General features: G+C 64.3%; 18 protein-coding genes. 5 read left to right on the forward strand and 13 right to left on the reverse strand.

The window, feature by feature from the left end:
* Window positions 1–38: 38 nt before the first annotated feature.
* Window positions 39–875, forward strand: a complete 837-nt coding sequence (locus LDB05_RS13470) for a GNAT family N-acetyltransferase (RefSeq protein WP_226004509.1) — start codon at window positions 39–41, stop codon at window positions 873–875.
* Window positions 876–944: 69 nt separating this feature from the next.
* Here the strand turns inward: LDB05_RS13470 and LDB05_RS13475 are convergent, their stop codons facing one another.
* From LDB05_RS13475 to LDB05_RS13495, 5 genes are all read right to left on the reverse strand, one after another.
* A complete protein-coding gene (locus LDB05_RS13475) occupies window positions 945–1,451 on the reverse strand; it encodes a DUF2391 family protein (protein WP_226004510.1) in 507 nt (168 codons plus the stop codon).
* Window positions 1,452–1,501: 50 nt separating this feature from the next.
* Window positions 1,502–2,242: a hypothetical protein gene (locus tag LDB05_RS13480; RefSeq protein ID WP_226004511.1), complete on the reverse strand. Its 741-nt coding sequence runs from the start codon at window positions 2,240–2,242 to the stop codon at window positions 1,502–1,504.
* Window positions 2,243–2,293: 51 nt separating this feature from the next.
* Complete coding sequence (locus LDB05_RS13485) at window positions 2,294–3,679, reverse strand: sodium:calcium antiporter (protein ID WP_226004512.1); 1,386 nt, start codon at window positions 3,677–3,679, stop codon at window positions 2,294–2,296.
* A gap of 57 nt (window positions 3,680–3,736) precedes the next feature.
* Entirely contained in the window at window positions 3,737–4,402 is a 666-nt protein-coding gene (locus LDB05_RS13490) for an AIM24 family protein (RefSeq protein ID WP_226004513.1), read from the reverse strand.
* A 96-nt stretch (window positions 4,403–4,498) separates the two neighbouring features.
* On the reverse strand, window positions 4,499–6,094 hold the full coding sequence (locus LDB05_RS13495) for a GMC family oxidoreductase (protein WP_226004514.1): 1,596 nt from the start codon (window positions 6,092–6,094) through the stop codon (window positions 4,499–4,501).
* A 235-nt stretch (window positions 6,095–6,329) separates the two neighbouring features.
* Here LDB05_RS13495 and LDB05_RS13500 point away from each other — a divergent pair, with 235 nt between their 5' ends.
* On the forward strand, window positions 6,330–7,355 hold the full coding sequence (locus LDB05_RS13500; protein WP_226004515.1) for a zinc metalloprotease: 1,026 nt from the start codon (window positions 6,330–6,332) through the stop codon (window positions 7,353–7,355).
* A 1-nt stretch (window position 7,356) separates the two neighbouring features.
* Here the strand turns inward: LDB05_RS13500 and LDB05_RS13505 are convergent, their stop codons facing one another.
* Together LDB05_RS13505 and LDB05_RS13510 are read right to left on the reverse strand one after the other, a co-directional pair.
* Window positions 7,357–8,142, reverse strand: coding sequence for a hypothetical protein (locus LDB05_RS13505; RefSeq protein WP_226004516.1), 786 nt, complete (start codon window positions 8,140–8,142; stop codon window positions 7,357–7,359).
* Window positions 8,139–8,738, reverse strand: coding sequence for a LemA family protein (locus LDB05_RS13510; protein ID WP_226004517.1), 600 nt, complete (start codon window positions 8,736–8,738; stop codon window positions 8,139–8,141). The genes LDB05_RS13505 and LDB05_RS13510 overlap by 4 nt, the downstream gene beginning before the upstream one ends.
* Window positions 8,739–8,918: 180 nt before the next feature.
* Between LDB05_RS13510 and LDB05_RS13515 the strand changes: the two genes are divergently transcribed.
* Complete coding sequence (locus LDB05_RS13515; protein ID WP_226004518.1) at window positions 8,919–10,007, forward strand: LEA/WHy family protein; 1,089 nt, start codon at window positions 8,919–8,921, stop codon at window positions 10,005–10,007.
* On the forward strand, window positions 10,004–10,465 hold the full coding sequence (locus LDB05_RS13520; RefSeq protein ID WP_226004519.1) for a pyridoxamine 5'-phosphate oxidase family protein: 462 nt from the start codon (window positions 10,004–10,006) through the stop codon (window positions 10,463–10,465). The genes LDB05_RS13515 and LDB05_RS13520 overlap by 4 nt, the downstream gene beginning before the upstream one ends.
* Before the next feature lie 31 nt (window positions 10,466–10,496).
* Here the strand turns inward: LDB05_RS13520 and LDB05_RS13525 are convergent, their stop codons facing one another.
* From LDB05_RS13525 to LDB05_RS13540, 4 genes are all read right to left on the reverse strand, one after another.
* Window positions 10,497–11,879 (reverse strand): FAD-dependent oxidoreductase, encoded by a 1,383-nt coding sequence (locus LDB05_RS13525; RefSeq protein ID WP_226004520.1) that lies wholly within the window; start codon window positions 11,877–11,879, stop codon window positions 10,497–10,499.
* A gap of 417 nt (window positions 11,880–12,296) precedes the next feature.
* Window positions 12,297–13,133, reverse strand: coding sequence for an ion transporter (locus LDB05_RS13530; RefSeq protein ID WP_226004521.1), 837 nt, complete (start codon window positions 13,131–13,133; stop codon window positions 12,297–12,299).
* A 67-nt stretch (window positions 13,134–13,200) separates the two neighbouring features.
* The gene (locus LDB05_RS13535) at window positions 13,201–13,344 is read right to left on the reverse strand and encodes a hypothetical protein (protein WP_226004522.1); all 144 of its coding nucleotides are present in this window, start codon (window positions 13,342–13,344) and stop codon (window positions 13,201–13,203) included.
* A gap of 51 nt (window positions 13,345–13,395) precedes the next feature.
* Entirely contained in the window at window positions 13,396–15,429 is a 2,034-nt protein-coding gene (locus LDB05_RS13540; RefSeq protein WP_226004523.1) for a PA domain-containing protein, read from the reverse strand.
* A gap of 391 nt (window positions 15,430–15,820) precedes the next feature.
* On the opposite strand from LDB05_RS13540, the gene LDB05_RS13545 reads away from it, so the two are divergent.
* On the forward strand, window positions 15,821–16,456 hold the full coding sequence (locus LDB05_RS13545) for a class I SAM-dependent methyltransferase (RefSeq protein ID WP_226004524.1): 636 nt from the start codon (window positions 15,821–15,823) through the stop codon (window positions 16,454–16,456).
* 143 nt (window positions 16,457–16,599) lie between these two features.
* Here the strand turns inward: LDB05_RS13545 and LDB05_RS13550 are convergent, their stop codons facing one another.
* Complete coding sequence (locus tag LDB05_RS13550; protein ID WP_226004525.1) at window positions 16,600–17,208, reverse strand: hypothetical protein; 609 nt, start codon at window positions 17,206–17,208, stop codon at window positions 16,600–16,602.
* A 191-nt stretch (window positions 17,209–17,399) separates the two neighbouring features.
* Window positions 17,400–18,953 (reverse strand): RICIN domain-containing protein, encoded by a 1,554-nt coding sequence (locus LDB05_RS13555; RefSeq protein WP_226004526.1) that lies wholly within the window; start codon window positions 18,951–18,953, stop codon window positions 17,400–17,402.
* Window positions 18,954–19,089: the final 136 nt, after the last annotated feature.

Genomic DNA, 19,089 nt, shown 5'->3' on the forward strand with positions numbered 1-19,089 from the left:
GGCAGCCATCTTATCCGGATCGGTACCGAGTGTCCGGTATGGAGATTCGGGAGCCGAAAGCGGACGAGGCGGCGCGGATTCGAGAGGTCGTCGACAGCTCGATGACGACCTCGTTCAGGCTCAGTCCGGGACAGATCGACGGGATCACCGACGACCAGTTCGGGGACGACTCCGTTACCGAGAAGATAGACGACGAGGACACCCTGCTTCACGTCGTCGAAAGCGGCGAGGATATCGAGGGGACGACGATCGCCGGGTTCGTCGAAGGGCGGCTCGAGGACGGCTGGGGCGAGGTGAACTGGCTGTTCGTCGACCCGGAACATCGGGGACAGGGGATCGGGACGGAGCTGTACGAAACCGCGACGGAGACGCTCCGCGAACGCGGTGCCGAGCACGTCTACGTCACCGTCCTCGAGGCCAACATCGAGGGTCACCAGTACGTCGAACAGTTCGGCCTCGAGCACGACGGCGACCGGCGCATCGAGGTCGCCGGCGAGTCGCTCGTGAAATACGTCTACACGGATTCGGACGTCGACGTGGACCTCCCCACGGAGTCGGGCGCGGAGTCGGCGGACGACGAGGACGCGAAAACCGACGAGCTTCCCGACACGGAAACGACGGACGGTCAGCTGACGACGACGACCGACGACGGAGAAACGGTGTACGTCGCCCGCGACGAGGACGAATCCGGCACCGCAGCGCCGTTTTTCGTCACCTACGAGGACGAGGACCACGCGGAGCAGTACGGCTTCTACTGCGCGAACTGTGGCTCCCTCGACGTCTCGATGGCGGAGATGGACCGTCTCGAGTGCAGTGATTGCGGAAACGAGCACGCGGAGCGATCCGAGGAGTCGTACGACGACTCGCACCTGTAGTCGCCGTGACGGCCGCCGAATCGCGCCGTAGCCTCGAGTCGGCCCCTCGAGACCGAAGCCGCTCCCGCGTTATTTCGCGAAGATACTGTCTGCCGTCGCCGCACCGACGACGCTGAAGACCGACCCCACGGTCACGGCTTTGAACGAGGTCACTGCGCGCTCACAGGAAGTCGCGACGCGCTCGAAGAAGGGCCCGGAGGACCCGAACAGAGCTCCGGGGCCACAATCGGCTACGGCGTCCGGGAGGAACGTCCCGGGGGCACCGAAGAGGAGGGCGAGCACGGACACCGAGCCGAACGTGACGACCATCAGTGAAATGAAACGGAGCGGAACGCCAGCTACCTCCTGTTCGTCGTCGAGGTCGCGGGTCGTGTCCGCCTTGTACAGCGCCGCGTAACCGATCGAGAAGACGATCGAGACGATCACGAGTGACTGCACGATGTGCATGTTCCCCGCGAGCACCCAGACTTCCTCCGTAACGACGAACGGACCCGCGAGCAGGAACCCGCCGACGGTCTGCTGGGCCGAGTCCGCGAGCCGAAAGTCGCGCGGACGGCGCGGGCGTCGAAGTTTCATACCGGAGGATTACGGTGAAACGGTAAAACGCTCCCGTTCGACGAATCCCGTTAGAGGAACACCAAGAGGAGAGCGTAGCCGGCCGCTCCGGCGGCGAACGCCCAGAACCGACTCTCGCGGTCCGCGGGCAGTTCCTCTTTGATCACGTTCAGAACGATCCCGCCGGCCAGGAACGGGACGAACACGGCGAGGAGGAGTTCCGCGTCCTCGAGGACGTATCCGCCGGCGAATCCGACGATCACCGCCGCGGACAGCAGCCACCGGACGCGGCGGTGATACGCCGAGCCGTGGTGCTCCCGGAGACTGTCGTCCGTAACGAGAACGTGCAACGCCATCGCGACGAAAAAGAGGAGCACGCTACCGAGTTCGCGGTCCCACAGGAGGTAGCCGATTATCGCGTTGTAGGCCGCGAACGATCCGACGTGGATCCAGAAGACGCCGCTGCCGGCTACGTCGTCGTTCCGCTCCGACTGACCGTTGGTCCGGCGAGCGAGTTGCTCGAGGCCGTAGTAGACGACGAATCCGAGGAGCGCGATCAGATAGCCGTGGTGTTCGGCGGCGATCGTCGCTGTCCCGTAGCGCTCGAGCGTCGCCGCGGCCTCCCCGACCTCGGGGAGGAGGTGGACGAACACGTACGCGACCGAGACGCCGCCGGCGGCGGACAGCCACCCGCTACGGGGAATCCGGCCGCCGAATCCGAGGCGGCCGGCGAAGAGATGAACGAGCGCGAGGGCGATCGCGAGCGCGGGAGTGAGTAAGACTTCGAGAGCGAACGAGCCGAGAGGGACCATCGCCCTATGACGTATACCGGCAACGGAAATGTAGGTTCGTGACCGGTCCGTTCAGTCGTCGGCGCTGTGGGGTTGCTCGCCACCGGTCGACATCGCGTCGCCGATCGTCCCCGCGGTCCGCCGGACGAGCCGACCGAACACCCGACGGCGGCTGACGAACAGCGCCACCCCGAGCACGATGTAGATCGCGCTGTAGATGAGCAGGAGGTCGGTACTCGAGACCGGCAACGCCACGAACTCGCGGATGAGGGCGAACTCGAGGAAGACCTGCGAGAGGAACAGGACGAGCAGCGTGAGCGCTTCCCGGACGGAGATCTGGAATTTGAGCAGCAGGGCGATCGCGAAGAACGACTGGGCGGCGGTCAGCCAGATCTCGGCCGACTGCTTGAAGTCGAAGGCGAGCACGCCGTACCGGCCCAACGCCAGCGAGTGGACGACGACGAGCGTCCCGATGAGCAGCGTCCACTGGTTGAGTTTCGAGGAGATGAGCGCGTTGAAGCCCGCCGTCGAGCGCGCCTTGTTCACGAGGTAGACGACGACGATGAGTTCCGGCGCTTCGGAGGCCAGCGGCGCGATCCACTGGATCATGAAGAAGGAGGGAATGCCGACGCTCTCGCCGAGGGACTCGAGCCCGTGAGCGAAGGGTTCGACGGCCGTGAAGATCATCGTCCCCGAGTAGGCGAACAGGACGAGGACGGTTGCCACCCGGCTCGCTTTCGAGAATTGCTGCAGGTACGCCGGGACGCCGACGTGGGCCGTGTCCCGTTCGACCTCGCCCCGGAGGATGACCGCGATGTAACAGACGTACAGGCCGACGAGAAACAGCATGTCCAAGATGTCGATCCCGCCCCTGAGCGGGACGAGAAACGCCCAGAGCGTCGCGAGCAGGAGGAAGACGATCTCGAGTCCGATCTGCCGATCGAGGATCACGACGTCGGAGAGGAAGCCGTCTCGTCTCTCGACGGCGGGATCGGCCGACGAGCCCCGACGGAAGATCGTAAAGAGGGCGACGCCGGCCCACCCGATGCCGATGAGGATGCGGTTCGCGCCGGTCATGTTGGCGACGGCCAAATTGCCGGCCTCGATCCCGCGTTCGGTCCCGGCGAACACGCCCGCGTTCCAGGCGTAGAGGGCATCGACGGCGTACTCGGGCGCGACTGCCAGCACTGCGAGGACCGCGATCGCGAACGCCTGGGGCACGTCCTTCTCGGCTGTCTCGGCCGCCCACGCGAGCAGGAACGCCGCCCCGAGAACGGCGAGTCCGGTCAGAATTACGGTCCAGAACGTGGACAGCGTACGGAAGAGGCGCGGTGCCTGATACTCGAGCCCACCGACTGCCGCGACCCAGGGGAGGAGGCCGGTAGCCCCCACGACCGCGACCCAGGGGAGTGTCAGTGCAATTGCAGCCGATATCGCGCCGAGCGCTCGTCGTCTCATGGAATCGTCTAGGAACGCATACCCATCGACCTCCGATACGTGATACGATGCTGCCTGCTACTGCTGTGGAGCGCGCTCTTCGTAGGGCTGAACGACGACGAATCCCTCCGAGCCCGTGAATTCGAGCTGGTAGGTCTCCTCGGAGGACTGACCGATCATGTTCGAGAAGGCGCTATCCACGTGGCTTCCGGGCGTCGTCCCGCTCCAGGCGACAGTCGCGCCGGGATCGGTCCTGACCGGCGGCCGCAAGACCAGCGGCTCGCCGTGGGTCGTGATCGCGACGCTGCCGGGCCCCTCGAGGAAGACGTTCGTCATGCCCCCGGCCGAGAAGCCCGCGATGCTCTCGACGGTTCGGATCTCGTAGTCGACTGACGACTCGAAGGCGAGCACGTCGGTGCCGTTGACCGAAATCGACTGGCCAGCGTCGAGATCGAGGATCTGGATCTTCTTCTCCTGATCAGCGAGATAGAGGTGGCCGCTCCCGGTCGCCTCCATCACGGGCGTCCCTTCCCCCGTCGCCTTCTCCTTGAGGAACCCCGTGATCCCGCCTTCGGCGGAGGACTTCCCCTCGAACGAGATGTCTCCGTCGTAGGCGATCATCGATCCGGCCTTCGCGATCACGGACCCGTCGAGGGCGACGTCCAGTAGTTTGCCGTTCTCGAGTTGAAACGTGTCACCGCCCGCCTCGGGTTCGTTGGTGCTGACGAATTCGTCGATTTTCATGGTATATCGAGCCGAAATTCGGCTCACCGATCCCGTTTGTCGCGATCGGTCAAATAGTTACTCGTGTATCAGCTTCGGGGCAGGCCGATGTACCGATCAGGCCTCCCCGCGAATGAAATCGGCCGCCTTCTCCGCGATCATCGTCGTCGGCGCGTCCGTGTTGCCGCTCGTGATCGTCGGCATCACCGAGGCGTCGACCACGCGGAGTCCCTCGAGTCCGCGGACCCGAAGCCGGTCGTCGACGACGGCCATGTCGTCGTCGCCCATCTTGCAGGTGCCGACGGGATGGTACAGCGTCTCGGCGTTCTCGCGAATGTACTCGATCAGTTCGTCGTCGCTCTGAACGCCCGACCCCGGTAGTATCTCCTCGCCGCGATACTCGTCGAACGGCTCGGACTGCAGGATCTCGCGGACCAGTTTGACGCCCTCGAGCAGCACCTCGAGGTCCTCGCCCTGAGTCAGGTACTGGGGATCGGTGGCCGGGTCGTCGAAGGGGTCGGCGGAGGCGAGCGTGATCCGGCCGCGGCTCTCGGGTCGCAGTCGGAGCGCGTTGAGCGCGAACCCGTGCCCGTCGGGGTTCTCGAGTCCGTGTTCGACGAAGTGTGACGGGGCGAAGTGGAACTGAACGTCAGGGGTGTCGGCGTCCTCGGAGACGGTCGCGAACCCGCCGGCCTCGCCGACGTTCGACGTCAGCGGTCCCGTTTTCAACACCAGGTACTTGAGGAGGTTCCAGATCGATTCCGCGTCGGCGAGGGTGATCGATTTCTCGCACTCGTAGCCGACGCCGGCCTGCAGGTGGTCCTGCAGGTTTCGGCCGACGCCGGGGAGGTCCTCGACGACGTCGATGTCGTGTTCGGCGAGGTGGTCCGCCGGGCCGACGCCGGAGAGGAGGAGCAACTGGGGTGAGTTGATCGCACCGGCCGAGAGGACGACTTCCTCGGTCGCGTCGACCGTCGCGGGACTGCCGTCGGCATCGTCGCGAGCGTACTCGACACCGACGGCCTCCTGCTCGTCGAATCGGACCTGCGTCACTCGTGCCCCCGTCACCGCAGTCAGATTCGGGCGGTCGAGGACCGGCTTCAGATACGCGTCGGCCGCGCTGTGTCGACGGCCACCCTCCTGTGTCACCTGATAGAGTCCGACGCCCGCCTGCTCGCCGGCGTTGAAATCACCGTTGTCTGGCAGCCCCACCGCCTGCCCGGCCTCGACGAACGCCTCGCTGAGCTCGTTCGGCGACTGGGGATCGGCCACGTTCCGCGGCCCGCCGGTTCCGTGGTACTCCGAGGCTCCGCGTTCGTTGTGTTCGGCTCGCTTGAAGTACGGCAACACGTCCTCGTGCCCCCATCCCTCGTTGCCCAGCTCCGCCCAGTGGTCGTAGTCCTCGGCCTGCCCCCGGATGTAGATCATCGCGTTCATCGAACTCGAGCCGCCGAGCGTCTTCCCGCGGGGCCAGTAGAGCTCCCGGTCGCGGAGTTCCGACTGCGGTTCGGTGTGATAGTTCCAGTCGACGTCGGACTGGAACAGTTCCGAGAACGCCGCCGGAATCCCGATTTCGCGCTTCTCGTCGGGCTCTCCGGCCTCGAGCAACAGTACCTCGGTGTCCGCATCGGCCGAGAGTCGGTTCGCGAGTACACAGCCCGCCGGTCCCGCGCCGACGATAACGTAGTCGTACGACCGCCCGTCCCCTGTCATGATATATCATACCGTTCGAGGGAACTATCATAAACGTTTCAACGAATGTCGCGGCGGCTGTCGTGAGCCGACGTCACCACGGTCTCGAGAAGAGGGCGACCCCACACCTCGGTTTTCCAACCAATCAAGGAGGAGTCCGGACGGAAACCGCACGAACGCAGCGAGTACGTTCATTCCTGACTGTAGCCGACGGACACCGAAATGTATTTCTCGGTACCTCTCAGTTGCGAATATAATGACCGTCTTTCCCCACGGCAACACTCCTCGTACCGTGGTGATACCGGTCGGCGATCCGTCGCCGGCGGCGTGTGAGGAAGTCGCCGAAGCGCTCCGCGAGACGTTCGAACTGCCGGTTCCGATTCGAGACCCGATCGAAGCGCCTCCCCGAACCGATTCGAACGCCCACGTCGGGAGGCGGTTCCTCGAGTACCTCAGGGACGAAACGTCGGACGCGGATCTCGCCGTCGGCGTCACCGACGAGAGGATCAGAATGAGTCGCGACCAGACCGCCCTGTTCGGCGTCGCAGGCGAGTTCGATACGGTCGGCGTCGTCTCGACGGCTCGTCTGCTCGAGGGCCGCGAACCGACCGATCTCGAGTGCGAGCGGCTGGCCAAAGAGGGCCGCTCCGTGGTCGGCACTATGCTCGGACTGCGGACGTACCTGCATATGCGTGGCGAGGATCAGCCGTGTGTCGTCGCACCCGGAGAGACCCGCCGCCAGCTGGATGCGGCACCGACGACCTACTGCGAGGACTGCTGGAACGCGCTCACGGACGACGCGACGTATCCGAAACCGCCAGTCCCCGACGACTGGGTCGTCCGAACGAATGCGGAGTCCGACGCGACCGGTACCGACGCGGACGGCAATCGCCGAGCGTGGGTGGACTATCTCCTGGCACCGATCGGGTTCGCCGTCCTCGCGGTGATCGAGTTCGTCGCACTGTTGGGTCCCGTCGTCGATCGGCTTCCGCGTCCCGGTACCGGGTCCGCTCGAGACCTCCCGGAATCGGTGCACACGATCTATCGGATCACCAAATTCTGGTCGAACGTCGCACTCTATCTCGGGTCCGCATTCTGTTGGTTGCTCGTCACGGTCTCCGTCCACGACCGGATTTTCGGCCCGGATCTCTCCGACGGCGTCGCTATCGGGCTCCTGCTACTGAGCGTCGTCCTCGGCGTGTACACGGCCTGGTTCGTCAAAGCGATCGTCGGTGGCATCTACGACGGCCTCCGGGTCGTGGCCGCCGAGGAATGGTCGTAGTTCAGGCTCCGAGCAGGAACTGCGCGATCCCGGTCAGCCAGAGGAACACCGCGAGACCGACGACACCTTCGAGCACGCCCAGCGAGACGCTTTTGAACAGCACTCGTCGTCGCTCCGCGAGCAGCGTTTCTGGCGGCTTATCGGAGATGAGTCCCCCACCATCTTCGTGAGCCGTCACGAGTACCGCCTTCCCGTCGATCGCAGCGGCATCGTCGTCCGGCACCGCCCGGCCGTAGACGAACACCTCGTCGCCGGGTGCGAGATATTCGTAGGCGTATTTTCGGTCGCGCTCGAGCCCCTGTTCGGGCAGGTCGTTCGCCGCAGCGAACGAGGCGAGATCATCATCGAGGGACTCGTGACTGGCGATCTCCCGCGACCACTGCCGATCCGCGGAGAGGTCCAGTCGCAGGTCCGTCGCGTCGACGCGGACGCGGGCCACGTCAGTCTCGTCGGCATCGACCGCCTGCTCGAGGAGGAACGGCGGCGCGATCCGTTCGTCGACGTGGGCCGTCTCGAGTTTGTTGGTATCCTCGACCGTCACTTCGTAACAGACGGCTCGCTCCCGCCCGCCGAACGGGACTCGCTCCAGCCGTCCGTCGGGTCGGGCGGTCCCCACGAGTGCGGTTTTACCGAGAGCAACCGACTCGAGTGACGATCGCGGCCGGTCAACGATCGCGGCCCGCTCCTCGTACCGCTCGAATCCGGAGTGGACGGTCTCGATCCCGACCACGACGAGCGCGCCCGAGCCCAGAACCAGTGCCGCGTAGAGAGCGATCGCGAGGATCACGTCTCGGTTGACGACCCGACAGCCAGACGCTCACCGACGTCGACGCCCTCGTGGGCGCCCCGGGACGCGACGAAGGGCTGTCGCCGGGTAAACCGGTGACGGCTGGCGAACACGGACTCCGGAAACGTATTTAGCAACGCGTTGTACGCGGCGACGGCCTCGTTGTACTGTTCGCGGCGATCCTCTAGCCGCTGCTCGAGGCGCTGGATCGAGTCCGAAAGCTCCTCGAAGCGGTCGTTCGACGCCAGCTCCGGGTACTCGTCCGACAGCGCGTACACCTCCTGTGCCGTTTCCCGAAGCGAAACCGCGACCGCGGCGGCGTTTTCGGGTGACTGCGCGTCGATCGCTCCCTCGCGAGCGTCGACGAGACCCTCGAGCAGATCCCGTTCGTGGGAGACGTGCTCGTTCGTCAGATCGATCAGTTGCTCGAGTTCCGATCGTCGCCGTTCCAGCAGGACTTCGATGTCGGCCCAGGTCTTCTCGCAGCGCTCGTGGGCCTCCACGAGCCGCGCCTGTGCGTGCGAGAGATACCGAACGACGCTGTATCCGACGACGAGGCCCCCAAACCCCACGACCACCGTTCCGAAGATACTCATGTCGTTGCCGATAGTTCGGATACAGTGAGTTATAGGTTTTGTTAGGGCTCTGGACGCGTCGCCGCCGATCGCTACCGACTCGTGGGCGATCGGCCGGCAGACGGAACACGTCGACCCCGACTTGAACGACCTGAACGTGTAACGCACGGGTCGAACTACGTCCGCACGGGAATTGGATCGATGAGATTCGGCCGCAGGACGTGGACGGTACTTCTCGTCGTTCTCGTGGTACTCGTCGCAGCCGGGACGTACGGACTGCTCGCGGTAGAACGACCGCGGGTCGACTCGGTCGACAGCGAGTGGGGAACCGTCACGAGCGAGCGGACCGAAGTCGAAACCCGAATCGGCGTCGATAATCCGCGACTGCTCCGCGTCGGCGACGCGGCGGCGGACGTCTCGTATACGGTCTCGATGAACGACCTCGAGGTCGCTTCGGAGCGCAAACGGCAGGTCGACGCCGCAGGCGACGAGGCGACCGTCACCGTCTCGACCTGGCTCGACAACGATGACATTCCGGCCTGGTGGGCTTCCCACATCAGGCGAAACGAGACGACGACGGTGCGAGTCGAACCGGACGTCGTCATCGAATACGCTGGCCTCCGACTTCCGGCGGAAGAGTGGACCCGAACCCACACCGTTCGGACGGACCTGCTCGAGCCCCTGCAAACCACGGAGCCACGGGAGTTCCAGGCTGGCGGCCAGCCGGTGTTCGTCGTCAACGAGACGGACGCACGGTGGGGGAACGCGACGGCCGAGCGAACCCCGATCGACGCGTCGGCGACGGTCACGAACCCGACGTCGCTCCCGATCCCGATCACGGAGGTCAGATACGCGGTCCGGCTGAACGGCATCCGCGTCGGAGAGGGCGTCGCCAGCGAACGGACCGTTCTCCCGGCGAACAGCACGCGGACGCTCGCGGCCAACGCAACGATCGACAACGACCGGTTGGACGAGTGGTGGGTCACCCACCTCCGGAACGACGAGACCTCGACCCTGACCGTCGATTTCACCGCGACCCTCGAGTACGCCGGCCTCGAGCGGGAGCTTCCGCTGGATTTCCTCTCGTACAACCGAACGTTCCGGACCGATATGCTCGGATCGACGGGTGCCGGGGCGGTCGATTCGTCGGGGAGTCAGGAGTCGGTTACTGCCCGAAATGGAGGTGGGGCTATCGACGGCACGTCGCGGTCGAGTCCGCCGGATTCGGAGCCCACCCCGCTAGTTACGGTCGAGCTTTTTGAAACTCCGCTCCGAACGTCTCGCGTATGACCGAGTTTCGCGGGGCCTGGACCGAAGAGGAAACCGACGCGTTCCTGCAGGAAACGACGGTTCCGATCCGGATCGCGACGCACAGACCCGACGGCTCCCTGTGGCTCGTGACGCTGTGGTATCGCTATCGCGACGGCGTCCTCGAGTGTGCGACGCAGGCGAACGCGGACGTGGTTCGCTTCCTCCGCACCGACCCGGAGATCGCCTTCGACATCTCGACGAATCGGATCCCCTACCGCGGAATTAGGGGCAACGGGACCGTCGAAATCGACGACGACGGCAGGCCCGTCTTGCGGGATCTCGTCGAGCGCTACCTCGACGACACGGACTCCTCGCTCGCCGAGTGGTTGCTCGACGAGGATCGCGAAGAAGTCGCTCTCCGGATCGAGCCCCGAGAGATCTACAGCTGGGACTACAGCGAGCGGATGGGCGCTGGCTCGAGCGAGAAATCCGAATAGCAACCAACCCAGTCGGTAACGGAGTGAGGGGTCAGTCGTCGGCGCTGGGCTTGACGGCCTTTTTGCCGTCGGATTCGTCCCCGCGCGGGAAATTGTCGATCGTTTCGTCGCGGAACGCCTCCTCGTCGAACTCGTACTCGCCGTCGAGGAACTCGAGCAGCGTGTGCGTGTCGCGCATGGCGTTCTTGAGACACGTCGAGGCTCCCGGCGAGGGGGTGATGTTGAAGATGACGTCGTCGCCGACGATCTTGGCCTCGCCCATGTCCAGGGACTTGTTCTTCGTGTCGACGATCTGCGGGCGAACGCCGCCGTAGCCCTCGGCGCGCTCGATGTCCTCGAGTTCGACGCTCGGAACGACCTTCTGGACGTGGGGCAGGAACTGCTTCCGGCCGACGTTCGGGAGGTCGTAGACGAGGTTCTTGAGCACGTACGGCAGCAGGATCCGATCCGAGAGGATGTTGGCGTAGCTCAGGAACGCCGCCACGTTCAGCCCGAAGACGTCGAGGAAGTCCTTCACGGTCGAGATGCGGCCGCGCTCGAGGGTCGGCACGAGTTTCGCGGTCGGTCCGAACCGCGTGATAGACGAGTCGTGGACGTCCGCGTCCCCGTGGACGGCGGCGAAGGGCAGCTTCTTCATCTGGAGCGTGTAGACCTTGCCGTTCAGGAGGTCGTCCGCGAGGAAGAAGCTCCCCGCGATGGGGAGCAGGACCTTGTCCTGGCCGTAGCCGAGTTCCTTCGCCATCTGCAGGCTGTGCGAGCCGGCGGCGACGACGGTGGCGTCACAGTCGAAGCGACCGGCGTCGGTTTCGATCGTGTACCCCTCGAGCGTCGGCGTGATGTCCGTCACTTCCGTGCCGGTGAAGACGTCGACCGACGCCTCGTCCTCCGCCTCCGCGACGAACGACTTCGTCGTCTCGCCGTAGTCGACGACGTAGCCGTCCGGCGTCTGCAGGGCGAGCATGTCCTTCGAGGGATCGCGACCCTCGACGACCTTGGGTTCGATCTCGCCGATCTCCTCGCGGTCGATCGGCCGAAGCTTCGGGAAGAGATCGCCGAACCCTTCGTCCTCGTAGCGCTCCTCGAGCTCCGCGACTTCCTCGTCGCCGACGCCGAGGACCATCTTGCTGCGCTTGGCGTGCATCTCCCGGTCGGGATCGTGGTTCTCGAGATATCCCGCGAGGAGCTCCGCCCCCTCTTTGACCTCTTCGGCCTTCTCGAGCGTGTAGTTGGTCTCGATGTCCCCGAAGTGGAGGGTCTGGGAGTTGTTCGTGTGGTGGGAGTTGATCGCCGCGATCTCCGACTCCTTCTCGATCAGCGCGATCGAGTCGATGTCGGTGAACTTCGCGGTCGTGTACAGGAGTGACGCGCCACTGATACCGCCGCCGACGATTACTAAGTCGTATTTACCAGACATTATTGGATTGTATGGGTCGGTATATCAATCGCTCGACTCCAGCCCTATAACTCATATTTTTCTGATCGAGATATCGACGACTGTCGAAACCCCTATCGACGACTGTAAGCCGGGTGTGAGATTTCGGCTTCGAAGCAGGCGATCGACCGGTAAATTGGACTCTCCCGTCGGCTATCGATCATTCACGATTCGTTGACTTTCCGCGGTCGCGTCGTCGCTCCCGGCACTCGTCTCGAAAGCACCTCGTTGTTCGGCCGACTGGTATCGACATTCGACGTATCGGTGAGGGGTCGCTCGAGGTGCTACTGCGGCCGGTTCCGCCCGTAGTTCGGTCGTCCCTCCACGAGTTTCGATCAGTGCGTCGGTTTCGGACTCGAAAAGATCGGTCACTGGCTCGTCGCCGGCAGCGACGGGCAGCTATCGGCGCGAATCGAATTCCTGGTAGATGACGTGGCCGCACGCCTTGCAGTGTGACGCGTCCCGATCGTGAGACGACAGCCCGCAGTTCGGACACGTGACGTCGACCGTCTCCTTGCGGCTCCACTCGCGGACGATCTTGCTGGCCTGCCACGGAATGACGATGATGCCCGCCAGAATCGACGCCACCGTGACCCACCGTCCCGCGGTCGTGACGGGAATGATGTCGCCGAACCCGGTGGTCGACAGCGTTACGACGACGTAGTAGAAGGCATCGCCGAAATTCGCGACCTCGGGATTGGCGGCGTGTTCCGCGCTGTAGAACAGGCCGGCGGAGACGAACAGGAGCACTAACACCGTCAACAGCAACTTCAGTGCTCGCAGGGCGTTGTCCGAAACCCGTCCGAAAAAGAACTCCGCGTCGTCCGTGAACCGATAGAAGCGGAGGACACGAACGACTCGGACCACCCGAAGAAAGCCCACGTTGGCGATCGTCGCTCCCGGCAAGAGCACCACGAGAAACGTCGGGAGAATCGCGATCAGGTCGATCACGCTGTACGCGTTCGAGAACTCCGCGAACCGATTCCCAGCGCCGTACAGTCGCAGGACGTACTCCATCAGAAAGATGACCGCGATGGCGACCTCGAGCTGCCAGAGTCGAGCGCGGAGCGCGTCGGAGAGGGGATAGGTTTCCGCGACGAACACGGCGACGAAGGCGAGGTTCAACGCCAGCAGCGCGATATCGACCGCCTTCCCGAGCGGCGTTCGGTGATCGAGCAGATAGAACCGCACGGTTTCTCGAAGATCGCGATCCCCGGGCTCCGTTTCGGTCGTCATTCGACAGCCGTACTCCGGGAGCGAGACATGTAGGCCCTCGGATCACCGTTCGGGGACCGGTCTCGCCTCAATCGGGACGGACCCCGTAGAAGCGACCGCTCGCGTTCCGAACCGATTCGCGGGTCGGCGCGTGAGATCCGAGCCCGTACGCGTTACTCTCCGTCGTTCCCGCGCTCGAGAGTTCGAGGCTGATATCGCGGTGGGGGTCCATCGGTCGAAACCGCGCTCGCCCGCAGCACGGACGCGATGCCGTTACACCGCGTCAGTGTCCGTTACGATCGCGGCCCTTCGATCCGGACCCGTACTCCTTGAGGACGTAGAGGCCGCCGTTACGATCGGAGGCGTAGATCCAGGGCTCGCGAGGCTCCTTGTAGATCCCCCAGACGTCCTGGATACCGCCGTTTTGGTCCTCGAACTCCTCCCCGCTACGGCTGTAGCGGGCCGTTTCGACCGGATCATAGGGATCGCTGATGTCGAGGACGAGCACGCCGTCGGAGTACCAGGAGAAGTACGCCTTGTCGCGCTCGACGATAGTGTTATGCACCGAGTACGTTCCACGGGGATCACAGCTCTCGTGAGCCGGGTCGGCGCTGCAGCGCGTGTCGAACTCGCTTGCCAGCACCGGGTTCTCCTCGTCGGAGTAGTCCCAGATGCGCACGTTACCCCAGCGCTCGGGTTCGGCCGTGGCCTCGATACTCGCGCCGGTATCGCCGACGGCGAGGTCGTCGGCGCTGTCGGCGTCGAAGATCGCCAGACCGGTGGCGTGACCGACGAACAGTCCGGGGATGTCGCGCGAATCGCCGCCCATGGAGGTCAACGACTCGTCGCCCGGTTCGTTGAACACCACCATCCCGTCGTACCCGGCATCGATGGCGATCTGGGCCTTGCGGTCGAAGCGACACTGACCGCGCTGAACGACCGCGATTTCACCGTCGCCGCTGGCTTCGGGAACGCCCTCGGGATCGCACGCCAGCCCCAGGTACGTCGTGGGGCCAGCCAGCGTCTGCTCGGACAGCTCTGCGATCGGGGTAGTGAAGCCCCCCTCCGCCGCGTCGTACTCGCCGGCGTTCGGCCCGTCGGCGATGCTGAACGAGAGCGCGAACTGGTCGAAGTCCTCCTCGGTTTCGACGACGACGCTGCCGTCCTCGGACGGCCACGCCTGGTGGCTGTTGACCTCGCCGTCGCCCGCCGTGGGATCGATCGCCTGCGAGACGAACTGGGGGTTCGCGGGATCGCTGATGTCGAGCAGGATCAGCCCGGCGTCCCAGTGGGCGAGATAGGCGCGGGTACCGTCCTCGCTTATCGTGACGTCGTGCAGCAGCCGGTTCTGCGACTGCCCGACGCCGTCGAGCAGCCAGTTGTTGATCACGTCCAGGATCACGTCGACGTCGTCCTCTTCGTGGGGATCGCCGCTGCAGAACTCGCCCTCGCACAGGTACTCGGCGCCCCAGGCGCTGACGAACTCCGGGTCGGTCGGATCGGTCAGCTCGAAGATCTGGAAGCCGCCGAAGTAGCCCTCGGACTGGAGGGCGACGTAGTCGCGCTTTCCCTGGGTGAAGAGGAACAGGTTGTGCACCCCGACGTCGACGATGCCGAGAACGTCTCGCACTACTTCGTTGGCGTCGTCCACCTGAACCGACGCCAGATGCGTCGGATCGGTCGGGTCGTCGACGTTGTACACCTCGAAGCCGCCGGGACCGCCATCGCAGGGCTCGTTGGAGTGGACCAGAATCGCCCCGGAGTTCATGTCCGCGACCTTGACGTCGTTGATTCGACTGCCCTCCACCGACGGGAGGCTGCCGACGTAGGTCGGACGATTGGGATTGTGAACGTCGAAGACGGGAATTCCCGGACCGCGCAGGTCGTCGACGAGTCGGTCCTCGCCGAACCCCTCGCCGGTACCGCAGGGTTCCTCGAACGTTCCCAGATACGCGTAGCCGTCGAGTGCCCACACGTCCGTCGTCCCGTTCGGTAGCAAGCGCTCGCCGCGCCCAGCAACGTCGAGGTTCTTCGTGACGTCGGCGAACGGGCCGTCGCTGACGACATCGCTCGTGGCGGCGTCTCGTTCTATGAGTCGTCGACTGGGGTCCCGGACCGAATCGTCGTGACGGATCCGCTCGGACAGGTCGTCGTGGCCGTCCGACACTCCCGTCGACGGGTGGGCGCTGCTCGATCGTGGTATCGCGCCGAAACTGCCGACGCCGAGCATCGCGAGCATCGAGCGCCGCGATACGGGCGTGCTCGAGCGGAAATCGATCGACTCCTGGTCGGTCTCCGTTGATTCTGGTGGTGACATAGTGATCGTCTCACTGCGCCGGTTGCACAGTGATTGTCATTCGGATATTTCAACATCACAGATATATTTTACCACCAATGGATGTTTTCATAGGTTATTATGTGTTCTAGGACAGATATAATAATATAAGTGAGATAGTATATTTCTCGAAAATCGGGCCAGTTCCACGGTCCCGAGTTCGCCGACCGGTCGTCGAGGGGCTCACCACTCCGACTCGTCTGCTATCGCCGGTCGTGTCAGTCCATTCCACGATCGCACACGATACCAGTCAGCACGTGTACTGTGACCGGTTCAGCAGCGGGTCGTGTGACCGGAACCATCCGTCGTCCAGCGACCGACGCGGACCGGACGGAGGCGACTAGCCTTTAGGTACGCGCCGCCAGTAGCACACGTGAATTCCAAGGAGGTCCGCCGCCAGTGGGCAGAACGGTCCGGAGAGTTCTCGCCGGAGTACTACGCCTCGTACGGCTCGGACCACCGCAGCGAATCGATCCGCAGCCGTCTCGAGCGGTTCGTCGACCGAGACGCGTCCGTCCTCGAGCTCGGCTGTAGTTCGGGCCGGCACCTCGCGTACCTCTCCGAACACGGCTTCGGCGACCTGGCCGGGATCGACGTCAACGACGACGCGTTCGACGTGATGGCCGAGAGCTACCCCGACCTCGCCGCCGGCGGCACGTTCTACCACGGGACGATCGAAGACGTCGTCGCGGAATTCGGCGACGACCGCTTCGACGTCGTCTACTCGGTCGAGACGCTCCAGCACCTGCACCCGGACAGCGAGTGGGTGCTCGAGGAAATCGCTCGGATCACCGACGACCTCCTCGTCACGATCGAGAACGAAGGGGACGACGACCGCCAGCAGTCCGGAGAGCCCGACGTGAGCTACGTCAACGACGACTTCCCCCTCTACCACCGCGACTGGAAGCGGGTGTTTACCGGGTTGGGGTTCACCGAGATCGACGTCGAATCCGGCGCTCGTGATACCGTCCGTACGTTCCGCCCTCCGGACGATGACTCTGCCCGCTGATCGTCTCGAGCGGTCGATTCGGCGATCGACTCACCGACCACTCTGTCGCCCTACCGGGTCGTCCGCGATCCGCAAAAACGGGCCGCGATGCTCGAACGGGTTCGACGGACGAGTATTATCGAATCCTGCCAGCACACCGGTTATCATCCGTCCGAGTTCGCGGGCACCGGTTCCTCTTGCCCACCCTGCTCCGAATCGTCGTCGTCCGTTTCGCTCGATTCGCCCGATTCGCCGTCAGGTGATTCGTCGTTGGCCGCGCCGCCGACCGTCTTTTCGACTTCCTTGCTCACCGTCTCCTCGACCGTCTTGGTCACGTCCTCGCTAACGGTCTCCCCGACTTTTTCGGCCACGGTGTCGACTTCCTTGCTCACCGTATCGCTCACCGTTTCTTCGACTTCCTTGCTGACCGTGTCGCTCACCGTCTCTTCGACTTCTTTGCTCACCGTGTCGCTCACCGTCTCTTCGACTTCCTTGCTCACCGTCTCCTCGACACCCTTGCTGACTGTCTCTTCGACTTCTTTACTTACCGTGTCACTGACCGTCTGTTCGACCCGCTCGGCGACCTCGGTCGTCATCCAGTCGGGGTCGAACCGGGCCATCTTCCACACGACGTGAATGACGTAGGAGGCCAGTACGCCGAGTCCGAACGCCACTCCGACACCGGTCCCGACCGCAACGATGAGCGCGACCGCAGCGAAGATCATCACACCGTACGCGAGGTCGACGAGGAAATCGACGCGTGTCGGGTTCATTGTAGACACCGTTCGAAAAATTCGGCACAACCGAATTGTACGTGCATTACCGAATGAAAGTGCTCCAGCCGAAAAAACTCGTCTACTCGACGCCGGAGTCGAAGACCGTACTGCCGAGTCCGAACAGCCGTCCCGGCACAGTTCCGACGGACGACTCCCCGATCGAATCCTCCGCCCGTCGACCGTCGATATCACGCCTGTACGATCGACCACCGCTGGGTATCGCCGCCGGTCCACTCGGACTGGTGGACGTTCGCTCCGTTCTCGGTCGACGACCCCTCGACCGCCAGCACGAGCCCGCTATTGACGTTCGTGACGGTGTGGGTGCCGTCCTCGCGTTCCGCGAGCTCCCAGCGCTGGTTGTCGCCGCCGTGTCCCTCCCACTGGTGAACGTTCGCACCGGCGGTGGTCGAGGCGTCGTCGACGTCGAGGGCCTTGTGACTGTGGACGGCGACGATCTCGTAGCGTCCGTCGGCGAGTTCCTCGAGCCGCCAGCGCTGGTTCGCCTGCCCGAGATCGTCCCACTGCTGGACGTTTGCGCCGTTCTCAGGGGAGACGCCGTCGACGTCGAGTACCTTCCCGCTGTGAGCGTTGACCAGCGTGTACGTGTCGTGTCTGGCGACGGTATCGAAACCGAGCTCGAGTCCCATGTGGTCGGAGCGGTAGTTTGGACTGCCGTCCTCGTCGTAGAACTCGAGGGGATCGCCGCTCCCACGCCAGAAGGAGGCCCGCTTCATTCCGCTGACGTCGAGTTCGAACGTGTGGTCGGGCTTGGGCTCCTCGACCAGGATATAATCGATCCGGTTCCCCGCGTCGCTGCTGTCGGCTTCGTCACAGTAGTACGGCGATTCGTCGTCGGGATCGACGAGACACCCTTCACCGAACGCGTCGTCGTTCGTTCCGGCAGCCCCCGGTTCCGGATTCCCGCCGTGGGCCTCCCACGCGTCGTACATCCCGAGGTCGTCCATCAGTCCCACGAGGTGGTCGTACTCGGTTCGGTTTCGAGCGATGTTGAAGTCGCCCATCACCATCGTGACGTTCTCGGGCCGCGTCGTCGATTCGACGAACGCGATCAGTTCCTCGACCTGGTTCCCTCGCGCCTCGTACCTGTCCGTCGGCGTGTCATCACAGAAGGGCAAGCCGCCGCCTGCGAACAGATGAGTCGAGTACAGATCGACGTTGCCGGGGCCGACGTTGATCTCGGTGTGTAACACCCCTTTCCGCGCGTAGTAGTCGGAATCGCACCACTCCGCGCCTTTCTCGTCGAACTCCATCTCGTTCGCGGAGACGATCAGCCGGTCGGCCCTGTCGCCCGTCAGGAACGTCTGGAGGCCGCTCCCGGGCCCGACGTCGTTCCACTCCGCCGTCGGACCGACGCGGTCGCGGTGAGTGGCACCGCCCGCATCGAGACCGTCCCGCACGCCGTTCCGGAACCCGTCGCCGAAGACCTCGCAGAGAGCCGCGATGTCGTAGCCGTTCGCCGCCAGCGCCTCGCCGATTTCGAACGCGCGCTCGTCGGGCTCGGGCGCGCTTTCGACGGTGACGCCGAGGATCGATACCTCGAGCAGCCACGCGTTCCACGCGAGGAGCCGGTGGTCGGGCTCTCCGGTCGGCGTCGCGCCGGCGGCCGACGAGCCGAGAGTCAGCCCCAGTAGGCTTGCAGTCGTGGCCCCAGCCCCACTGCGCAACAGGTCTCGTCGACTTCCGACGAACGCCGCATCCCCAGTATTGGTATCGTTTGCCATTATTAGAAACCGATACTTTATTCGTCGAAATAATGTGTAGTCGTTTGGCCGGAAATAAACGGTTACTTTTCCGTACGGGTGGGTCGGAAGCGGAGAGACGGTCCGCTGACCGGGTCCCATACTCGAGCGGATGCAA

It is taken from the genome of Natrinema salinisoli (assembly GCF_020405205.1).
GTDB classification, from domain to species: Archaea; Halobacteriota; Halobacteria; order Halobacteriales; family Natrialbaceae; genus Natrinema; species Natrinema salinisoli.